General features: G+C 64.6%; 21 protein-coding genes. 12 read left to right on the top strand and 9 right to left on the bottom strand.

Features of this window, described 5'->3' with window-relative positions; translation table 11 throughout:
• Window positions 1-68 precede the first annotated feature (68 nt).
• Window positions 69-662 carry a nitroreductase family protein gene (locus B2790_RS09230; RefSeq protein WP_085618059.1) on the bottom strand — a complete coding sequence of 198 codons (594 nt, stop codon included), beginning with the start codon at window positions 660-662 and terminating at the stop codon, window positions 69-71.
• A 144-nt stretch (window positions 663-806) separates the two neighbouring features.
• On the opposite strand from B2790_RS09230, the gene B2790_RS09235 reads away from it, so the two are divergent.
• Both B2790_RS09235 and B2790_RS09240 read left to right on the top strand, forming a co-directional pair.
• Window positions 807-1,256: a YcgN family cysteine cluster protein gene (locus B2790_RS09235; protein WP_025340222.1), complete on the top strand. Its 450-nt coding sequence runs from the start codon at window positions 807-809 to the stop codon at window positions 1,254-1,256.
• Window positions 1,257-1,297: 41 nt separating this feature from the next.
• The gene (locus B2790_RS09240; RefSeq protein WP_286918679.1) at window positions 1,298-2,506 is read left to right on the top strand and encodes a hypothetical protein; all 1,209 of its coding nucleotides are present in this window, start codon (window positions 1,298-1,300) and stop codon (window positions 2,504-2,506) included.
• A 131-nt stretch (window positions 2,507-2,637) separates the two neighbouring features.
• Here the strand turns inward: B2790_RS09240 and B2790_RS09245 are convergent, their stop codons facing one another.
• The 3 genes from B2790_RS09245 to B2790_RS09255 all read right to left on the bottom strand — a co-directional run bounded on the left by B2790_RS09245 (window position 2,638) and on the right by B2790_RS09255 (window position 3,953).
• On the bottom strand, window positions 2,638-2,976 hold the full coding sequence (locus B2790_RS09245; protein WP_013973761.1) for a YgaP family membrane protein: 339 nt from the start codon (window positions 2,974-2,976) through the stop codon (window positions 2,638-2,640).
• A 62-nt stretch (window positions 2,977-3,038) separates the two neighbouring features.
• Entirely contained in the window at window positions 3,039-3,509 is a 471-nt protein-coding gene (locus B2790_RS09250) for an RNA methyltransferase (protein ID WP_015271348.1), read from the bottom strand.
• A 72-nt stretch (window positions 3,510-3,581) separates the two neighbouring features.
• Window positions 3,582-3,953, bottom strand: coding sequence for a YajD family HNH nuclease (locus B2790_RS09255; RefSeq protein WP_003259546.1), 372 nt, complete (start codon window positions 3,951-3,953; stop codon window positions 3,582-3,584).
• A 131-nt stretch (window positions 3,954-4,084) separates the two neighbouring features.
• Between B2790_RS09255 and B2790_RS09260 the strand changes: the two genes are divergently transcribed.
• Window positions 4,085-4,363 carry a hypothetical protein gene (locus tag B2790_RS09260; protein WP_085618071.1) on the top strand — a complete coding sequence of 93 codons (279 nt, stop codon included), beginning with the start codon at window positions 4,085-4,087 and terminating at the stop codon, window positions 4,361-4,363.
• A gap of 158 nt (window positions 4,364-4,521) precedes the next feature.
• On the opposite strand, the gene B2790_RS09265 is transcribed toward B2790_RS09260, so the two are convergent.
• The gene (locus tag B2790_RS09265; RefSeq protein WP_286918680.1) at window positions 4,522-6,564 is read right to left on the bottom strand and encodes a S9 family peptidase; all 2,043 of its coding nucleotides are present in this window, start codon (window positions 6,562-6,564) and stop codon (window positions 4,522-4,524) included.
• A gap of 199 nt (window positions 6,565-6,763) precedes the next feature.
• Between B2790_RS09265 and B2790_RS09270 the strand changes: the two genes are divergently transcribed.
• The 3 genes from B2790_RS09270 to B2790_RS09280 are packed head-to-tail and all read left to right on the top strand — an operon-like array spanning window position 6,764 to window position 8,589.
• Complete coding sequence (locus B2790_RS09270; protein WP_025340210.1) at window positions 6,764-7,270, top strand: hypothetical protein; 507 nt, start codon at window positions 6,764-6,766, stop codon at window positions 7,268-7,270.
• Window positions 7,271-7,284: 14 nt separating this feature from the next.
• Window positions 7,285-8,058, top strand: a complete 774-nt coding sequence (locus B2790_RS09275) for a class II glutamine amidotransferase (RefSeq protein ID WP_013973756.1) — start codon at window positions 7,285-7,287, stop codon at window positions 8,056-8,058.
• A 9-nt stretch (window positions 8,059-8,067) separates the two neighbouring features.
• Complete coding sequence (locus tag B2790_RS09280; protein ID WP_003259551.1) at window positions 8,068-8,589, top strand: DUF2937 family protein; 522 nt, start codon at window positions 8,068-8,070, stop codon at window positions 8,587-8,589.
• 134 nt (window positions 8,590-8,723) lie between these two features.
• Here the strand turns inward: B2790_RS09280 and B2790_RS09285 are convergent, their stop codons facing one another.
• Entirely contained in the window at window positions 8,724-9,635 is a 912-nt protein-coding gene (locus B2790_RS09285) for a LysR family transcriptional regulator (RefSeq protein ID WP_023661382.1), read from the bottom strand.
• 129 nt (window positions 9,636-9,764) lie between these two features.
• On the opposite strand from B2790_RS09285, the gene B2790_RS09290 reads away from it, so the two are divergent.
• The 4 genes from B2790_RS09290 to B2790_RS09305 are packed head-to-tail and all read left to right on the top strand — an operon-like array spanning window position 9,765 to window position 13,437.
• The gene (locus tag B2790_RS09290; protein WP_013973753.1) at window positions 9,765-11,051 is read left to right on the top strand and encodes an MFS transporter; all 1,287 of its coding nucleotides are present in this window, start codon (window positions 9,765-9,767) and stop codon (window positions 11,049-11,051) included.
• A 9-nt stretch (window positions 11,052-11,060) separates the two neighbouring features.
• Entirely contained in the window at window positions 11,061-11,840 is a 780-nt protein-coding gene (locus B2790_RS09295) for a 5-oxoprolinase subunit PxpA (protein ID WP_046616459.1), read from the top strand.
• The gene (pxpB, locus tag B2790_RS09300; protein ID WP_286918681.1) at window positions 11,837-12,523 is read left to right on the top strand and encodes a 5-oxoprolinase subunit PxpB; all 687 of its coding nucleotides are present in this window, start codon (window positions 11,837-11,839) and stop codon (window positions 12,521-12,523) included. Before B2790_RS09295 ends, pxpB begins: the two co-directional genes overlap by 4 nt.
• Window positions 12,520-13,437, top strand: coding sequence for a biotin-dependent carboxyltransferase family protein (locus tag B2790_RS09305; protein ID WP_286918682.1), 918 nt, complete (start codon window positions 12,520-12,522; stop codon window positions 13,435-13,437). Before pxpB ends, B2790_RS09305 begins: the two co-directional genes overlap by 4 nt.
• 114 nt (window positions 13,438-13,551) lie before the next feature.
• Here the strand turns inward: B2790_RS09305 and B2790_RS09310 are convergent, their stop codons facing one another.
• The 3 genes from B2790_RS09310 to B2790_RS09320 form a co-directional block, all read right to left on the bottom strand.
• A complete protein-coding gene (locus B2790_RS09310; protein ID WP_013973749.1) occupies window positions 13,552-14,730 on the bottom strand; it encodes a vWA domain-containing protein in 1,179 nt (392 codons plus the stop codon).
• Between the two features lie 13 nt (window positions 14,731-14,743).
• Window positions 14,744-15,589 (bottom strand): AAA family ATPase, encoded by an 846-nt coding sequence (locus tag B2790_RS09315; protein ID WP_013973748.1) that lies wholly within the window; start codon window positions 15,587-15,589, stop codon window positions 14,744-14,746.
• Window positions 15,590-15,810: 221 nt separating this feature from the next.
• Complete coding sequence (locus tag B2790_RS09320) at window positions 15,811-16,884, bottom strand: DUF748 domain-containing protein (RefSeq protein WP_137164624.1); 1,074 nt, start codon at window positions 16,882-16,884, stop codon at window positions 15,811-15,813.
• A gap of 134 nt (window positions 16,885-17,018) precedes the next feature.
• On the opposite strand from B2790_RS09320, the gene cysK reads away from it, so the two are divergent.
• Both cysK and B2790_RS09330 read left to right on the top strand, forming a co-directional pair.
• The gene (gene cysK, locus B2790_RS09325) at window positions 17,019-17,993 is read left to right on the top strand and encodes a cysteine synthase A (RefSeq protein ID WP_013973746.1); all 975 of its coding nucleotides are present in this window, start codon (window positions 17,019-17,021) and stop codon (window positions 17,991-17,993) included.
• A 172-nt stretch (window positions 17,994-18,165) separates the two neighbouring features.
• Complete coding sequence (locus B2790_RS09330) at window positions 18,166-19,101, top strand: aspartyl/asparaginyl beta-hydroxylase domain-containing protein (RefSeq protein ID WP_085618090.1); 936 nt, start codon at window positions 18,166-18,168, stop codon at window positions 19,099-19,101.
• The last annotated feature ends 80 nt before the right edge of the window (window positions 19,102-19,181 follow it).

Genomic DNA, 19,181 nt, shown 5'->3' on the forward strand with positions numbered 1-19,181 from the left:
TCGAAGGGTGTGTTGTAACTGTGGGAGCGGGCGAGCCCGCGAAAAGGCCGGTGCAGCCAATGCAAGGCTTACAGGCTGAAATCACCCTCGGCAGCCAGCTCGCTCAGTGGCTTGCGCGGGCTCGGTACTTCACGCGCCTGCAGGGCTTCGTCCAGGCTGGCCTTGTCACCCAGCTTGCCGATCGCCACCATGGCATGCAGCACGTAGCCTTCCGGAACCTTCAACTCCTGACGCGCCAGTTCCTGGTCGAAGCCGGCCATGCCATGGGTGTGCCAGCCGCTGATGCTGGCTTGCAGGGCCAGGTGCCCCCAGGCGGAACCTGTGTCGAAGGTGTGCCACAGCGCCGGCTTTTCTTCAGTGGCGCCGGGTGCCGCGAAGGTGGTCTTGGAAATGACCAGCACCAGCGCCGAAGCCTGTTGCGCCCAGCTGCGGTTGAACGGCACCAGCAGGTTCAGGTAGCGCTCCCAGTTCGGCGTGTCGCGGCGGGCATACAGGAAGCGCCAAGGCTGCGAGTTGTACGCCGACGGTGCCCAGCGTGCGGCTTCGAGGAAGCTCAGCAGGGTTTCTTCGCTGATCGGCTCGGCGGTGAAGGCACGTGGCGACCAGCGGTTGATGAATTGCTCGTTGATGGCGTAATCGGCAATGCGGGGGTTGGCGCTCATGGCGGCTCCTGCAAAAGGACGGGAAACGCGCACGCTACTGCGTCGCGTCGCGACTGACAAGCGGTCTGGCTTTGCCGAAGGCCAGGCTCTAGACTGGCGCCGCCGCGCGCCGTGGCCCCAAGATGAATGCAGGAAACCCGTGTCATGATCGCTGAAAACGCACCGTTCTGGCGGCGCAAGACCCTCGAACAACTCAGCCCGCAAGAGTGGGAGTCGCTGTGCGACGGCTGCGGCCTGTGCTGCCTGCAAAAGCTCGAGGACGAGGACGACAACAGCGTCTATTACACGCGCATCGCCTGCAAACTGCTGGATCTGCACACCTGCCAGTGCAGCGATTACCCCAACCGCTTCGCCCAGGTACCTGACTGCATCCAGCTCACCCCGGGCAAGGCCGACCAGTTCAAGTGGCTGCCGAGCACCTGCGGCTACCGCCTGGTCAGTGAGGGCAAGGACCTGCCGGCCTGGCACCACCTGGTCTGCGGCGATCGCCAGCAGGTCCATGAACAGCGCATTTCCCAGTCGGGGCGCATGCTCAGTGAACACGATGTGCACGAAGACGACTGGGAAGACCACCTGATCTTCCGCGCCAGCTGACCGGCGCGGCCCGCTGCCACGGGGAAACAAGGAGTTTCTGTATGCGTTGCCAGCTGTTGTTGCTGTTTGGCCTGATGGCCAGTTCGCCGGCCTGGGCGAAAAAGGTCGACCTCGACTACCAGGTGCGCCTGTTGCCGGCCAGTGGCCAGGCGGAGGTCCGCCTCACCTTGGCCGAAGGCAGTGCCGTGCGCAGTCTGGACTTCGACCTGGGCAAGGCGGGGGCCTACAGCGGCTTCCAGGCTGATGGCCAATGGCAACTGCAGGGCCAGCGCGGCGTGTGGCAACCGGCGGCCGGCAAGACCAGCCTCAGCTACCGCGTGCAGCTGGACCAGAAACGCGGCAGCGGCGCCTATTCGTCGCGCATCACTCCGCATTGGGCGCTGTTCCTCGGCGACCAGTTGGTACCGCCTGCGCGCCTCGACCAGCAGGATGGCACCGAGCTGGTGGCGCGGCTGGCGTTCGACCTGCCCGAAGGCTGGAAGAGCATCGAGACTTCCTGGCCGCGCATCGGCAAGGACAAGTTCCGCATCGACAACGTTTCGCGCCTGTTCGACCGCCCCACCGGCTGGATGCTCGCTGGCGACCTGGGTAGCCGCCGCGCCCGCCTGGGCGAAACCGACGTCACCGTGGCCGCACCGGTGGGGCAGGGTATGCGGCGCATGGATAACCTGACCTTGCTGACCTTTGTCTGGCCGCAATTGCAGGCGGTGTTCCCGCGCAACCCGCCGAAGCTGCTGTTGGTCGGCGCTCGCGACGGCATGTGGCGTGGGGCGACCGCCGCGCAGGGCTCGTTGTACCTGCACAGTGCCCGGCCTATGGTCAGCGAGAACGGCAGCAGCCCGTTGCTGCGCGAAGTGGTGCAACTGTTTGCGCAGATCCATGGGCGTGACGGCAGTGACTGGCTGGTGGAAAGCCTGACCGACTACTACGCCAGCGAGTTGCTGCGCCGCTCGGGCGGGGTGAGTGACGACCGTTACCAGGCCTGGCAGGCTCGCCTGAGCAAGCAGGGCGCCAAGGTCACCCGGCTCAAGGGCGAGCATGCCACCCCGGCGCAGGTGGCGCGCGGGGTGATGCTGTTGCAAGCGCTGGACAAGGAAATCCGCATCCACACCCAGGCCAAACGCTCGCTGGACGATGTGGCACGCGGGTTGATGCGCCTGCCCAGCGTCAGCACCGAAGACTTCATACAGATCAGTGAGAACGTGCTGGGGCGGCGCTCCGAGGTGTTGCAGAGCAAGGCGTTGCTCTAGGCCTTTCTATTGCCAGTGCTGGCCCTTTCGCGGGCACGCCCGCTCCCACAGGTAATGTACTGCCCTCAAGACGGTGCCGTCCCTGTGGGAGCGGGCGTGCCCGCGAAAGGGCCGGCACAGGCGGTGCAAAATCAACTGGCCAACGGATCCTTCCCGGTTACCGTCACCCCGCGCGTCGCCGCCTCGGCACTGGCCTTCAACGCCTCCAGTTCCGCAGCACTGCGCTCGATGTCCGAACGCAAGCGGTGATACTCCTGCCGGTGCCGCTGCCACCAGGCCTTGGTCGCACAATGCCCGCTGAAGCCCCGAGCCAGTGCCAGGCCGCCAACTGCGATCTGCAATAACCCGACCAGGCCGCCGTGGCGCAGCCCCTTGCTGACCATCAACGCGCCGCCAGCCAGCGAACTGGCGCGCTCCAGGCCATGAACGTTCTTGTCTTGCGATGTCGCTGCCGAATGGATATCAAGCATGGCAAGGCCTCCGTCTGAAGTGTATGCAGGTGACCTGTTGGCCGCCGCCATCGTTCAGTCGGCTATTTGAACCTGGGCCCCGAACGGGTATTCAGCCCCTTGGCCATGCGGTCATACAGCACCACATTCACCGTCGCTGCCAGGTTCATGCAGCCCTCGGTCGGAATGTAGATGGTCTCTTCGCACCACGCCCGCACATCGGCACTGAGGCTGCCGTCTTCCGGCCCGAAGATGTAGATGGCCCGGTCCGGGTGGGTGTATTCCGGCAATGGCCGCGCGCCTTCCACCAATTCCACAGCCACCGGCGTGCAGCCCAGCGGGATGATGCGCTGCAGGTCATCGATGCCGATCAGCGGGATGTCGTAGTGCACGCGCTTGGTGTCGGTGACGAAGTCACGGGCACGCTCGTAGCGTTTGCCGGTGTAGAACACCGAATTGACGCCGTAGCACCCCGCGGCGCGCATCACCGAGCCGACGTTTTCTGCCGACTTGGGGTTGAACAGGCCGATGCAGCTGTATCGTTTGTTTGCCACGTACCGGGGCCCTTCGCGAAAAAAAGCGCGATTATACGGGCTGCCCGGTAGCAGCGGGGGGCGAATCGATGGTCAGTCTTTCTTCAGCATGCCCGCCAGCCCGGCGAACGGGTTGTGGGTGGCCTTGGCGATGCTCGGGGTGCTGGTGGAGCCTTCGCTGAAGTACTGCTGGTCGGTGTAGCGCGAGTGCTCGTTGTCGTGACAGTACAGGCACAGCAGCTCCCAGTTGGAGCCGTCCTGCGGGTTGTTGTCGTGGTTGTGGTCGCGGTGGTGCACGGTCAGCTCGCTCAGGCGCTTGCCGGAGAACTCGCGGGCGCAGCGGCCGCAGACGTGCGGGTACATTTTCAGGGCCTTGTCGCGGTAACCCATTTCCTTGTCGCGCTTGGCATCGGCCAGGATGCGGTCCAGGCGCGCGGTGGCGGCGGCGGAAGAGGTGGAGCTCATGGTGTTTCCTTTGTTCTGATCAGGCAAATGACGGTTATGCATTGAGTCTAGCGCGCTTGCGGGGCATGCGGACAGGCGAAAGCTTTGATTTAGGCGTAGCCTGTAGGAAGGTTCCCGACAGGAGGTTGCTGATGTTTCGCGCGATCCTCGTTGTGCTGTTGTTCGCCGGCCTGCCCATGGCCGAAGCTGCCAGCACGCCACCCCGGTTGAGCACGCCGGTGCCCGGTGCACCGGGTACCCCTACGCCTACGCCATATCCGCAGATTACCCCGAGTACGCCGCCCAAGGCCTATGACAGCCAACCGGGGGCGCCCCTGTTGCCGCCGATGCCGGTGCCCGGGCCGCCGAAGGATCAGCCATTGCCGGGGTTGCGCCAGGACCCGCCGAAGCCGGCGGTGCAGGATGATTGACTGAGAGGGCCGTGTTGGCTGTGGGATTTTGGGGCTGCTTTGCAGCCCATCGCGACACAAGGCCGCTCCCACAGGGATCGCGCAGGATTCAGGACATGCGCGATCCCTGTGGGAGCGGCCTTGTGTCGCGAAAGGGGCGCAAAGCGCCCCCGGCTCTCTCAAGCCAGACCTAGCTCGCCGAACACGAACGCATACTCAAGGGCCACATCCTTGAGCCCCTGATACCGCCCGCTCATCCCGCCATGCCCAGCCCCCATCTCGGTCTTGAGCAGCAGCAGGTTGTCGTCGGTCTTGCGCGTGCGCAGCCGCGCCACCCACTTGGCCGCTTCCCAGTACTGCACGCGGCTGTCGTTGTAGCCCGCCACCACCAGCATCGCCGGGTAGGCCTGTGCCTTCACGTTCTCGTACGGTGCGTAGGCCTTGATCCGCTCATACACCTCCGGCTCCTCAGGGTTGCCCCATTCGTCGTACTCGGTCACGGTCAGCGGCAGCTCGGGGTCGAGCATGGTGTTGAGCACATCGACGAACGGCACTTCGGCAATCGCACAGCGGAACAGCTCGGGGCGCAGGTTGAGCACCGCGCCCATCAGCAGGCCACCGGCGCTGCCGCCACTGATGGCCAGGCGGTCGGCGGCCGTGACACCCTCGGCGATCAGGTGCTCGGCACAGGCGATGAAGTCGCTGAAGGTGTTGTGCTTGTGCTCCTGCTTGCCGGCGCGGTACCACGCTTCGCCCAGTTCGCCGCCGCCACGCACATGGGCGATGGCAAAGGCCACGCCGCGCTCCAGCAGGCTCAGGCGCGCGTGCGAGAACCACGGGTCGAGGCTTTCGCCATAGGCGCCGTAGCCATACAGGTACAGCGGCACGGTCTGGCCCAGGTCCTGGCGGCGGCGCACCAGGCTGATCGGCACCTGGGTGCCGTCCGCTGCGGTAGCCCACAGGCGCTCGCTGACATAGTCGTCGGCATCGAACGGCCCCAGCACCGGGGTTTGCTTGAGCACCGCCTGGGCACCGCTGGCCAGCTCCAGCTGGCGTAGCTGGGCCGGGCGGTTGAGTGCTTCGTAGCGCAGGCGCAGGCGTGGGCTGGCGAACTCCAGGCTGTCCTGCACGTACAGGCTGTAGGCCGCGTCGGGCAGTTCGACGCGATAGGCCGCCAGGCCCTGCGGGCGTACCTCGATGATCGGCAGGCCGCCTTCGCGCAGGCTCAGGGTCAGCGCGCCGGCATTCAGGCTGAGGCCTTCGAGCATGATCGCGTCGCGGTGCGCTACCAGCACCTGCCATTGCTCACGGCTGGGCACCGGTGCGACCGGGGCGTGGTACAAGGCGAAGTTGATGCCGTCCTGGTTGGTGCGGATGAACCAGCGCCACTGGCCGTCGAGCTGGCCGTGGTCGGGGAAGTACTCGTGGCCTTCGACCCGTGGCGCCAGGCAGGTGAACGGTGCCTGCGGGGTTTCCGCGTCCAGTACCCAGGCTTCGTTGGTGGTCTTGCTGTTGAGCAGCAGCACCAGCTGGCGCTCGGAACTGGTGCGGTAGCAGTGCAGGAAGAAGCGCCCGTCGGGCTCCTCGAACACGGTCTGAGCGCCTTCGTTGCCCAGGGTGTGGCGACGCAGGCGCCACGGACGGTGGGTGTCGTCCAGTTCGGCGAAGAACAGCGTCTGGCTGTCGTTGGCCCAGGTCAGGCTGCCGTCGCAGTCGTCGAAGGGCAGGGTAGTGACGCTGCCACTGGCCAGGTCCTTCACGTACAGGGTGAAGATTTCGTCGCCGCTGGTGTCCAGGCTGTAGGCCAGCAGGCGGTGGTCAGGGCTGACGTTGAACGCGCCGAGGGACAGGAAACCGCCATTGGCCAGGGCGTTGGGGTCGAGCAGCAGTTGCTCCTGGCTTTCATCGACCGTGTTGGAGTCGTCGGCCGGGCGTGGACAGCGGTAGTGACGCGGGTACTCGTCGCCTGCGGTGGTACGGGTGTAGTACAGGTAGGGGCCCCAGGGCGCCGGCAGCGACAGGTCGGTTTCCAGGATGCGGCCCTTGATCTCTTCGAACAGTTGTTCGCGCAGCGGCGCCTGGTCGGCCAGGCAGGCTTCCTGGTAGGCGTTCTCGGCCTGCAGGTAGGCAAGCACCTCGGGGGTGTCACGCTGTTGCAGCCAGGCGTACGGGTCGCTGGCCTGGGCCTGGTGGGCAATCGGGGGTTGGGGCTTGGTTGGCATTGAGGATCTCTTGATTGGGGTTGCCTGTGCAGGCCTCTTCGCGGGCTTGCCCGCTCCCACAGGCACTGCACAGTTCCAAGATCTGTGGTGAACCTGTGGGAGCGGGCAAGCCCGCGAAGAGGCCTGCACAGGCAAACGCTGTCTGCGCCCGGAAAAGTGTTTATCATAGGCATCTCTTTGCCTGGCTTGCACGAACACCATGACCGAGAACGACTACACCCTCGCCTGGGGCCTTTACGCCGTTGCCGCCCTGGGCTGCCTGATGGTGGGCTTCAAGCTCACCGGCTGGATGTGGCGCTGGCTGCGCGAACCGCTGCGGGTGGTGCTGGCGGTGCTGCTGCTGACCCCGACCATCGTCGACCCGGTCAAGGACAGCTTCGCCCCGGCCATTGCCATCACCGCCCTGGATGTCGCTTTCAAGGTCGGCAACAACGCCTGGCGCGCGGTATCCGACTTCGCCATGTACGGCATGGGCGCGTTTTCCCTGTATTTCCTTTTCGTACTGCTGCGTTTGCCGCTGGAAAAGCGCGCCCGCGAGCGCCGCGCGCAGGCCGAGGCCGCTGCCCAGCGCCAGGCTGCCGAAGATGACCAGCTTGGCGCCCAGGGCCCGCTGGCCGCGGAGCGCCGCGACCGTTACCGTGATGCGCCACCCCCTGCCGCCCCAGCCGTCTCCCGAGGCGGCGGCCGGGTCGAGCCCCGTCTGTAAGCGGAGACACGCCTATGTGCGAACTGCTGGGCATGAGTGCCAACGTCCCCACCGACATCGTCTTCAGCTTCACCGGCCTGATGCAGCGCGGCGGCCGTACCGGCCCGCACCGTGACGGCTGGGGCATCGGCTTCTACGAAGGCCGTGGCCTGCGCCTGTTCCAGGACCCGGCCGCGAGCAGCGAGTCGGAAGTGGCCAACCTGGTGCAGCGTTATCCGATCAAGAGCGAAGTGGTCATCGGCCACATCCGCCAGGCCAACGTCGGCAAGGTATGCCTGTCCAACACCCACCCGTTCGTGCGAGAGATGTGGGGCCGCAACTGGTGCTTCGCGCACAACGGCCAGCTGGGCGACTTCAAGGGCCAGGCCAGTTTCTACCGGCCGGTGGGCGATACCGACAGCGAGGCGGCCTTCTGCGACCTGCTCAACCGCATCCGCAGCGCCTTCCCCGAGCCCGTTCCGGTGGAACAGCTGCTGCCGGTGCTGGTCGAAGCCTGTGCCGGCTACCGCGGCCAGGGCGTGTTCAACTGCATGCTCAGCGACGGCGACTGGCTGTTCTGCTTCTGTTCAACCAAGCTGGTGCACATTACCCGCCGGGCACCTTTTGGTGCGGCGCGGTTGAAGGACGTCGACCTGATCGTCGATTTTCACACCGAAACCACCCCTAACGACGTGGTCACGGTGATCGCCACCGAGGCCTTGACCGAGAACGAGACCTGGCAGCGCTACGAGCCGGGTCAGTGGGCCCTTTGGCGGCACGGCGAGTGCGTGGCGCACGGCCAAAGCTAAGGACGCGGCATGTTCAGAAGTTACCTGCGGTTGCTGTTGTTTACCTTCGGCCTGCTGGCCGGTATCCAGGTCCCGGGGCTGGTGAAGGACTACAGCCAGCGGGTCGAGGCGCACCTGTTCGAATCACGCGAGGCGCTCGACGGCTTCCGGCAGACCGCCGAACGCTTCTTCAATGGTGACCTGCAGGCGCTGCTGCGGCATTACCGCAGCAGCGACGACCCGGTGTTCAACAGTGATGCCAACAGCATCGAAAGCCTGATGATCCGCAACGAACTGCTGGAAAACGAATGGCAGGCGCTGCAAGCGCCATGGGCGCAGCGTACCTGGCACGTGCTGGTACAGGCCGACCCGCAGTTGCGCGAAGAAACCCTCAATGGCTACAGCTACCAGATCCTGCTGGTGCCCGAGGCGGTTGGTTGGGGGCTTGGTGCAGGGTTTGTGCTGGCCTTCGTGGTCGAGAGCCTGTTGCTGGCGATTGGCTGGGTGATCCTGGGCGGGCGGCGTGGGGCGGTGAAAGAGAGCTGGCGCTGATTTTTGCTGTGCCTGTGCCGGCCCTTTCGCGGGCTTGCCCGCTCCCACAGGATCATCACAGGCCTTGAGAGCCGTGCAGTACCTGCGGGAGCGGGCAAGCCCGCGAAGAGGCCCGCACAGACAAAGCCAATCAGTCAGACCAACACTATGCGCTGCCCACCCACATCCCGCGCATACCGCTCCAGCACCTGCCGGCAAACCCCGACCACTTCATCCACCAACGCCACCCCGGTCTGCCAGGCCACCACCAGCTCCAGGCTCGGCGGCGGTTGCAGCCCCTGCAGCAATACCAGCTCACCCCGGCTCAACTCGGCATCCACCAGCGCCGGCGGCAACGCACCAATGCCAAAACCGTCACGCAACAGCCGGGTAATCGCCGCCACCGAGTTCACGCAGTTCAGCCGCGGCGTTTCGGCCCCCGCGCCCTGCAGCAGGCTCAGCACTTCCTGGTGCGGCCGCGAGTTCTTCGAGAAGGTGATGATGCGTTCCCGCCCAAGCTCGGCCAGCGAGGCATAGTCGCGGTGCTGGTGCGAGCCGGAGGCCACCACCCAACCCATGGGGTAGCGCGCCAGGTCCAGGCTGCGGATCGATTGCTCGCGCAGCAGGTCGGTCTGCAGGATCACGTCGAGAAAGCCCTTCTGCAATTGCTCGCGAAGGTTCAGCGCGGTGTCGGCCACCAGTTCGATCTCCACCTGCGGGTAACGCTCGGTCAGCTCCGCCACCAGTGCGCTCATCCAGGTATGGATCACCGTGTCCATCACCCCGATACGGATGCGCCCGACCTTGGCCCGGTCGCTGTCCAGCGACTGCTTCATGGCCTTGGCGGTTTCCAGCATGCGCTCGGCATATTCCAGTACCTTGCCGCCCTCCGGGGTCAGGCTGACGCCGCGTGAGTCGCGCAGCAGCAGCTTCACGCCCAGGTCAGCCTCCAGCGCGGCAATGCGGCTGGACACCGAGGCCTGGGTGGTGAACAGCTTTTCCGCGGTCAGGCGGAAGCTCTTGAGCCGGGCGACCCAGACGAAGGTTTCGAGGAAGCGAAGGTTCATGATCAGTTTTTCTTGTTCCAGACCGGCGGTTTTTCTCGTTGGACGCAAATGGCGCGGCCTCTGAACAATGGCAGCCAGGCCGCGACCCCATTGTCGCCCATAAAACAATACCAACAAGCCGAGGCAAGCATGAACCCCACCGGCGTGCAGCAGCAGGTCAGCTCCCCATCTTCGTCCGGGCCCTTCGCCTGGTATCGCGACATCGACTCACAGCAGCGCCGGACGTTCTGGAGCTGCAAGATCGGCTACGGCCTGGATGGCATGGACACACAGATGCTCAGCTTCGTCATTCCGACGCTGATCATGCTGTGGGGCATCACCACCACCGAAGCCGGGTTGATCCACACCAGCACCTTGATCGCCTCGGCCGTGGGTGGCTGGGTGGCCGGCATTCTCTCCGACCGCATTGGCCGCGTGCGCACCCTGCAACTGACGGTGCTGTGGTTTGCCTTCTTCACCTTCCTCTGCGGCTTCGCCCAGAACTACGAACAGCTGCTGATCGCCCGTACCCTGATGGGCTTCGGCTTTGGCGGTGAGTGGACCGCCGGCGCGGTGCTGATCGGCGAGGTGATCCGCGCCCAGGACCGTGGCAAGGCGGTGGGCATGGTGCAGTCCGGCTGGGCGCTTGGCTGGGGCCTCACCGCCATCCTGTACGCGCTGCTGTTCTCCTGGCTGCCGGCCGAGCAGGCCTGGCGCGCGCTGTTCCTGCTGGGCCTGGTACCGGCGATCTTCGTGATCTTCGTCCGCCGCCTGGTCAAGGACCCCGAGGTATACCGCGAGGCCAAGGCGGTGGAAAACGCCGAGGCACCTGCGCAGTTCTACGAAATCTTCGCCCCGGGCATGCTCTGGACCACCGTGCGTGCGTCCCTGCTGACCACCGGCGCGCTGGGCGGCTACTACGCCATTACCTCGTGGCTGCCGACCTTCCTCAAGAACGAGCGCGGCCTGAGCGTGCTGGGCACCGGTGGCTACCTGGCCATGGTGATCGTCGGCTCCTACGTCGGCTATGTGGTCAGTGCGTACCTGTCCGACCTGCTGGGGCGCAAGAAGAACTTCATCCTGTTCGCCGTGGGCTCGTTCGTCATCGTGCTGCTGTACACGCAAATGCAGGTCAGCGACGGCGTGATGCTGTGGCTGGGCTTCCCGCTGGGCTTCTTCGCCTCGGGCATCTTCAGCGGCATGGGCGCGTTCCTCACCGAACTGTTCCCCACGCGTATCCGCGGTTCGGGGCAGGGCTTCTGCTACAACATCGGCAAGGTCATCGCGGCACTGTTCCCGCTGCTGATCGGCGTGCTCGGCCAGAAGGTACCGCTGGGCCTGGGTATCGGCGTGTTCTCTGCCGTGTCCTACGGGGTGGTGATCGTGGCGGCGCTGAGCCTGCCGGAAACCCGCGGCAAACAGCTGCAGGCGCGTTAAGGTAGGCATATGAACAACGACAACGGAGGCCGTGCGGTGGAACGCCTGCTACTCAATTGCGACATGGGCGAGAGTTTCGGCAGCTGGCGCATGGGCCTGGATGCCGAAGTCATGCCCTACATCGATTGCGCCAACATCGCCTGCGGCTACCACGCCGGCGACCCCGGCATCATGCGCCGTACCGTGGCCCTGGCGCTGGAGCACGGCGTGACCATCGGTGCGCACCCGGCCTACCCTGACCTGGTCGGCTTCGGCCGCCGTTCCATGGCCTGCAGCCCGGAGGAAATCCGCGACCTGTTGCACTATCAGATCGGTGCGCTGGAAGGCATCTGCAAAGTGTTGGGCGGCCGCGTGGCCTACGTGAAACCCCATGGCGCGCTGTACAACGACATGATGGCCGACCCGCTCAAGCTGCGTACCGTACTGGAGGCTGTGGCGGCCTATGGCGGCGGCCTGCCGTTGATGCTGATGGCCACCGCCGACAACCGCGCCGCCCAGGCCCTGGGCGATGAAATCGGCGTGCCGCTGTGGTTCGAAGCATTCGCCGACCGCGCCTACACCGCCAGCGGGCACCTGGTGTCGCGGCGCCTGCCCGGTGCGGTGCACCACGACCCGGCGCTGGTGGTGGAGCAGGCCGTGCGCCTGGCTCGTGGCGACACGCTGGTGGCGGACGATGGCAGTGCACTGACGCTTGCAGCCAGCACCCTGTGCGTGCACGGCGACAATGACAGTTCGGTAGCGGCGGTGCGGCAGATTCGCCAGGCCCTCGATGCCCTGGAGTCGCGATGAAGCCGCGTATTGAAGTTGTGGCCATCGACAGCCTGATGGTGCGCCTGTTCGATTCCATCGACGAGGGCAACATGCCGTGGATGCTTGCCGCCAGCCAGCGCCTGCACGCGGCGTTCGGCGAGCACTTGCTGGACCTGGTGCCGTCCTACACCACGCTGATGGTGCAGTTCGACCTGCCACCGGGTGAGGCGAGGGCATTGATCATCCGTGCGCTGGAGAGCTTGCAGCCAGACACGGGCAGCGGTGGCCGCCGCCATGAGATCCCGGTGTGGTACGACGCCAGCGTCGGCCCGGAGCTGCCGGTGTTGGCGGCCCGCAGTGGCTTGAGTGAAGCAGAGGTGATCCGCTTGCACAGCGAGCGCGAGTACCCGGTGTTCGCCCTGGGGTTCGCCCCCGGTTTCGGCTTCATGGGCCTGGTGGACGAACGCCTGGCCAGCCCGCGCCTTGGCACCCCGCGCAAGCGCGTGGCGGCCGGCAGCGTCGGCATTGCCGAGCGCCAGACGGCGGCCTATCCGGCGGTATCGCCGGGGGGCTGGAACCTGATCGGGCGTACCCCGGTGCGCCTGTTCGACCGTGAACGCGAGGGCTACAGCCTGTTGCAACCCGGTGACCGGGTGCGCTTCGTGCCGGTTTCGCGCAGCGAGTTCGTGGCGTTGGGCGGTGATGTGGAGGCACAAGCATGAAGCAGTTGAAGATCGAGGCCAGTACGCCGCTGTGCCAGTTGCAGGATGCCGGGCGCTTCGGCGTACGCCACCTGGGCGTGACCCAGGGCGGGGCGCTGGACTGGGTGGCGATGCACTGGGCCAACTGGCTGCTGGGCAACCCGTTGGCGGCGCCGGTGGTCGAGGTGGCGCTAGGTGGTTTCTGTGTGGTCGCAGAGCAGGATTGTGTGCTGGCCCTGGCCGGTGCCGACCTGGATGCGCGGGTCGATGATCAGCCGCTGGCGCCCTGGCGCAGCTTTGCATTGGCCAAGGGGCAGCGGTTGACCCTGAAACAGCCGAAGCAGGGCGCGCGGGCGTACCTGGCAGCACCTGGCGGGTTCCTGGGCGAGGATGTGCTGGGCAGCCGTGCCACGGTCGTGCGGGAAGAACTGGGCGGTATCGATGGCCAGGGCTCTGCGCTCGGCAAAGGCCAGCTGCTGGCATTTTCCAGCGCTTCAGCGACCTTGCGTGAGGTACCGGCAGCGCTGCGGCCACAGTACGCAAAAAAGCCTGTGCTCGACCTGGTGATCGGCGCACAGATCGGTGACTTCAGCGGTACCAGCCTGTTCGAGGCGTTCAACCGCGAGTGGACGCTGGACAGCCGTGCCGACCGCATGGGCATCCGCCTGCTGGGGCCGCAGTTGGTCTACCAGGGCGCGCCGATGATTTCCGAGGGGATTCCGCTGGGGGCGGTGCAGGTGCCGCCGGATGGGCAGCCGATCGTGTTGCTCAATGACCGGCAGACCATTGGCGGCTATCCGCGGCTGGGGGCGTTGACGCCGTTGGCGCTGGCGCAACTGGCGCAGTGCATGCCGGGGGCGGTGGTGCGGTTCCGGGCGGTGGTGCAGGATGAGGCGTGGCGGGAGCAGCAGGCTTACCTGGACCGTTGGTTGTAAGGTCGCTGGCCCTTTCGCGGGCTCGCCCGCTCCCACAGGTATCGCGCAAGCCTTGACGCCTGTGGGGGACCTGTGGGAGCGGGCGAGCCCGCGAAGAGGCCGGCACCGGCAAAATCACTTGGACAGGTAACGCATCCCTTCCTCCAACCCCTGCAAGGTCAGCGGGTACATCTTGTCCTCGATCAAGTCCCGCACCAGGTGGGTCGATGCGGTGTAGTCCCAGGCCTGCTTCGGGTACGGGTTGATCCAGATGATCTTCCTGAATTTCTCCATGAAACGCTGCATCCACACATACCCGGCCTCTTCGTTCCAGTGCTCCACGCTGCCACCCGGCTGGGTAATCTCGTAGGGCGCCATGGCCGCGTCGCCGACGAACACAACCTTGTAGTCATCGCCGTACTTGTGCAGCAGGTCGAAGGTGGAATAGCGCTCCGAGGTGCGGCGCAGGTTGTTCTTCCACACCGACTCGTACACGAAGTTGTGGAAGTAGTAGTACTCCAGGTGCTTGAACTCGGTCTTGCACGCCGAGAACAGTTCTTCGCAGACCTTGACGTGGGCGTCCATCGAGCCACCGATGTCGAACAGCAACAGCAGCTTCACCGTGTTGCGCCGCTCGGGGCGCATCTGGATGTTCAGCAGCCCGGCATCCCGCGCGGTGTGGTCGATGGTGCCGTCGATGTCCAGCTCTTCGGCGGCGCCTTCACGGGCGAACTTGCGCAGCCGGCGCAAGGCCAGCTTGATGTTGCGGGTGCCCAGCTCCACCTGGTCGTCCAGGTTCTTGTATTCGCGCTGGTCCCACACCTTCACCGCCTTGCCCTGGCGCTTGCCGGCCTCGCCCACGCGGATGCCCTCGGGGTTGAAGCCGCCCGAGCCGAACGGGCTGGTGCCGCCGGTGCCGATCCACTTGTTGCCGCCGGCGTGACGCTCCTTCTGCTCCTCGAGGCGCTTCTTGAACTCTTCGATCAGCTTGTCCAGGCCGCCCAGCGACTGGATCTGCGCGCGCTCCTCATCGGTCAGCGAACGCTCGAACTCCTTGCGCAGCCAGTCTTCGGGAATCAACGCCTCGATATGCCGATCGAGGTTTTCCAGGCCCTTGAAGTAGGCGGCGAAGGCGCGGTCGAACTTGTCGAAGTGGCGCTCGTCCTTCACCAGGATGGCGCGGGCGAGGTAGTAGAACTCGTCCATGTCGGCGAACACCACGCGCTTTTGCAGGGCCTGGTGCAGGTCGAGCAGTTCGCGTACCGACACCGGCACCTTGGCCGCGCGCATTTCATTGAACAGGTTGAGCAGCATGGCCCGGCTCCTGTCAGCGGTTGCCGCGCCGGCTCATGAAGGCCAGGCGCTCGAGCAGTTGTACGTCCTGCTCGTTCTTCACCAGCGCGCCGGCCAGCGGTGGAATGGCCTTGGTCGGGTCGCGTTCGCGCAGCACCGCTTCACCGATGTTGTCGGCCATCAGCAGCTTGAGCCAATCGACCAGTTCGGAGGTGGACGGCTTTTTCTTCAGGCCTGGTACCTTGCGCACGTCGAAGAACACGTCCAGCGCCTCGCTGACCAGCGACTGGCTGATGTTCGGGTAGTGCACGTCGACGATTTGCTGCAGGGTAGTGCGGTCGGGGAAGGCGATGTAGTGGAAGAAGCAGCGGCGCAGGAAAGCGTCCGGCAGCTCCTTTTCGTTGTTGGAGGTAATGATGATGATCGGGCGCTGTCTGGCCTTGATGGTCTCGTCGATTTCGTAGACGTAGAACTCCATCTTGTCGAGTTCTTGCAGCAGGTCGTTGGGGAACTCGATGTCGGCCTTGTCGATTTCGTCGATCAGCAGGATGACCCGTTCCTCGGCCTCGAAGGCCTCCCACAGCTTGCCCTTCTTCAGGTAGTTGCGCACATCGTGGACCTTGTCCACGCCCAGCTGCGAGTCACGCAGGCGGCTGACCGCGTCGTACTCGTAGAGGCCCTGGTGGGCCTTGGTGGTGGACTTGATGTGCCAGGTGATCAGGCGCGCACCGAACGAGGCTGCCAGCTGCTCGGCGAGCATGGTCTTGCCGGTGCCGGGTTCGCCCTTGACCAGCAAGGGGCGTTCGAGGGTGATGGCCGCGTTTACCGCCAGTTTCAGATCGTCTGTGGCGACGTAGTCGCGGGTGCCTTCGAACTTCATGGGTCTGTCCTCTGCCGTATGCCTGTCAGGGCCTCTTCGCGGGCACGCCCGCTCCCACAGGAATTGCACAAACTTCCGGATCTGTGGGGTACCTGTGGGAGCGGGCGTGCCCGCGAAGAGGCCCAACACCTGTTTTCGATTTGTCACCGACTATAACGCGGGGTTCGCCGACTGGAAACGCAGACCAGGTATTCAGTCCCTGAATGCCCCGTCACTCGATCCTAGTCGGAATCCGGCGCGTCACGCTCATACCGCGCATTGAACGCCTGAATGAACCCGTTGCGCAGGATCTGCAGAAACGCCTCGAAGGCGCTGATATCCTGCTTGTGCACGCTACCGCTGAGCTCTACCCGGGTCGCGAACTGGTTCTTCGGCTGGTTCTTCAATACCGTCTCGGTCGCGCCCACCAGCGCTTCCCAGACTGAGCGGAAGAAGCCTTTGTCCTTTTCCTGCACATCCTGCTGCCAGTCGAACACATCCACATCCCGCAACAGTGGCTTGATGTACCCATTCAATCGGCCGTTGGTCGCCTCGGCCTCTATCACCACATCGCCGTGCCCGGCATTGAAGTCGAACTTGCCGTATGCGCTGGCGAAGTCGTTGAGCTTGCGCAACTCGATACCCGTGGCGCGCAGGCGGAACTCGAAGTCGTCGAAATCGCTGAACGGGTCGAAGGTGGCGCGACTTTCCACCTTGGCATCGCCTACGATCAGCGCCGTGCCATCAAAGCTGGCATCACGTCGGCCCTTTTCGTCACGGATGTTGGTGAGGTTGCGAATACTGGCATCGAGCTGAGTGGCCTTCAGGTTGACGGGTGGCTTGGAGTTGAAGTTGCGGAAAGTCAGCACGCCTTTGTCGATGCGAACCTCGTTAAGGGTGATTGGCAGCAGTTTTTCCAGTTGCTGGCGCCAGTCGGTGCCCTGACCGGTCTGCGAGTTCTGTTTGTTGCCGCCATCGACGAAGTTGAGCTCCGGCCGGTCGAACACCACTTCGGCAACCACTGCGCGGTCGTACCACAGGGCGTGCCAGCTCACCGACAGGTCGATCAGCGGCGCGTCGAGAAACGGCACCGGCACCTTGCCGGTGGTCTTGACGATCTTCAGCCCATTGATCTGGTATGCGCCGCGCCACCAGGCCAGGTCCACATCGGCCACCTGGCCACGGTAGTCGCCCATGTCGGCCAGTTTGTCATTGAGGTAGTCGCGCACCAGGTAGGGCAGGGCCAGGTGCAGCGCCACCAACAGCACGATCAGGCTGGCCAGGCCGATCAGCGGCCAGCGATAACGGGCTCTCATCGAAGTGTCTCCAACGCAGGATATGCGGTTGACCGCAACGAGTCCGCGTGAGTTCGAACAGGCTTTACGGGCCACCGGCCCGGGCTTACCCTTGAGGTCTTTCCCTGCTTTTTTTCATGCCAAGGACCCCTGCCATGAGCCGCATCTTTGCAGACAACGCCCACTCCATCGGTAACACGCCGTTGGTGCAGATCAACCGCATTGCCCCGCGCGGCGTGACCATCCTGGCCAAGATCGAAGGGCGTAACCCGGGCTATTCGGTCAAATGCCGCATCGGCGCGAACATGGTCTGGGACGCCGAAAGCAGCGGCAAGCTCAAGCCGGGCATGACCATCGTCGAACCCACCTCGGGCAATACCGGCATCGGCCTGGCCTTCGTCGCCGCAGCCCGTGGCTACAAGCTGATGCTGACCATGCCCGCCTCCATGAGCCTGGAGCGCCGCAAGGTGCTGAAGGCGCTGGGGGCCGAGCTGGTGCTGACCGACCCGGCCAAGGGCATGAAGGGCGCCATCGAGAAGGCCAACGAAATCGTCGCCTCCGACCCGGCCCAGTACTTCCTGCCGGGCCAGTTCGAAAACCCGGCCAACCCGGCGATCCACGAAAAAACCACCGGCCCGGAAATCTGGAACGACACTGACGGCGCGGTCGACGTGCTGGTGGCGGGCGTCGGCACCGGCGGCACCATCACCGGTGTTTCGCGCTACATCAAGCATACGCAGGGCAAGGCGATCCTGTCGGTGGCGGTGGAACCAGTGGCATCGCCGCTGATCAGCCAGACCCTGGCCGGCGAAGAGCTCAAGCCCAGCCCGCACAAGATCCAGGGCATCGGCGCAGGCTTTGTGCCGAAGAACCTCGACCTGTCGATCGTCGACCAGGTGGAAACGGTGACCGACGAAGAGTCCAAGGCCATGGCCATCCGCCTGATGCAGGAAGAGGGCATCCTCTGTGGCATTTCCTGTGGTGCGGCGATGGCAGCGGCCGTGCGCCTGGCCGAAAAGCCGGAAATGCAGGGCAAGACCATCGTCGTGATTCTGCCGGACTCCGGCGAGCGCTACCTGTCGAGCATGCTGTTCAGCGACATGTTCAGCGAGCAGGAAAACCAGCAGTAATGGCCTTGCCGCTGATCCCGCGCAACGTTCGGCGGCTTGGTTTATTGCAAAATCTTCATGATTGAGTTGCTGCCCGGGCTGTTTTTACCGGGGCGGCATCAGTTTATGATGGCAGGATGATTTATCGGAGTGCAGGGCGCGCAGCCCTGTTTCTTCCTCAAGGAGTGAAAGCATGACCTTTTCCTTTGCAGCCAAGGCGGGTGTCTTGCTGGTGTTTTTTGGCAGCGTGCTGTTCGTGCACCTGCGCGGCAAGGCTCGCTTGCCGGTGTTGCGCCAGTTCGTCAACCATTCGGCGCTGTTCGCCCCTTATAACAGCCTGATGTACCTGTTTTCCGGCGTACCGTCCAAGCCCTACCTGGACCGCCAGCGCTTCCCCGAGCTGGACGTGCTGAAGGACAACTGGCAGGAAATCCGCGAAGAGGCCATGCGCCTGTTCGACGAGGGTTACATCCGCGCCGCCGAGAAGGATAACGACGCAGGCTTCGGTTCGTTCTTCAAGAAAGGCTGGAAGCGCTTTTACCTGAAGTGGTACGACAAACCGTTGCCTTCTGCCGAAACCCTGTGCCCGCGCACCGTCGAGTTGGTCAGCAGCATCCCCAACGTCAAGGGCGCGATGTTCGCCCTGTTGCCCGGCGGCAGCCACCTGAACCCGCACCGCGACCCGTTCGCCGGTTCCCTGCGCTACCACCTGGGCCTGTCCACCCCCAACTCCGATGCTTGCCGCATCTACGTCGATGGCGAGGAATATGCCTGGCGTGACGGTGAGGATGTGATGTTCGATGAAACCTACGTGCACTGGGTCAAGAACGAGACCGACGTTACCCGGGTGATCCTGTTCTGCGACATCGAACGCCCGCTGAGCAGCCCACTGATGACCCGCATCAACCGCCAGGTCAGCGCCTTCCTCGGCCGTGCCACCGCGCCACAGAACACCGACGACGAGCGTGTGGGCGGGATCAACCAGGCCTACGCCTGGAGCAAGCGCTTCAGCAACCGTATCAGTAGCAAGGTCAAGCAGTTCAAGCGCGCCAACCCCAAGGCCTACCGCGTGCTGCGGCCGGTGCTGGCGGCGGTGGTGGTGTACCTGTTGTATCACTGGTTGTTCTGATTCTGCCTGTTGGGGCTGCCTTGCAGCCCATCGCGACACAAGGCCGCTCCCAGTATCTCGACTTTCGCCTCCCAAGAGGA

The organism is Pseudomonas sp. UBA6753 (assembly GCF_002453565.1).
GTDB lineage: Bacteria > Pseudomonadota > Gammaproteobacteria > Pseudomonadales > Pseudomonadaceae > Aquipseudomonas > Aquipseudomonas putida_Z.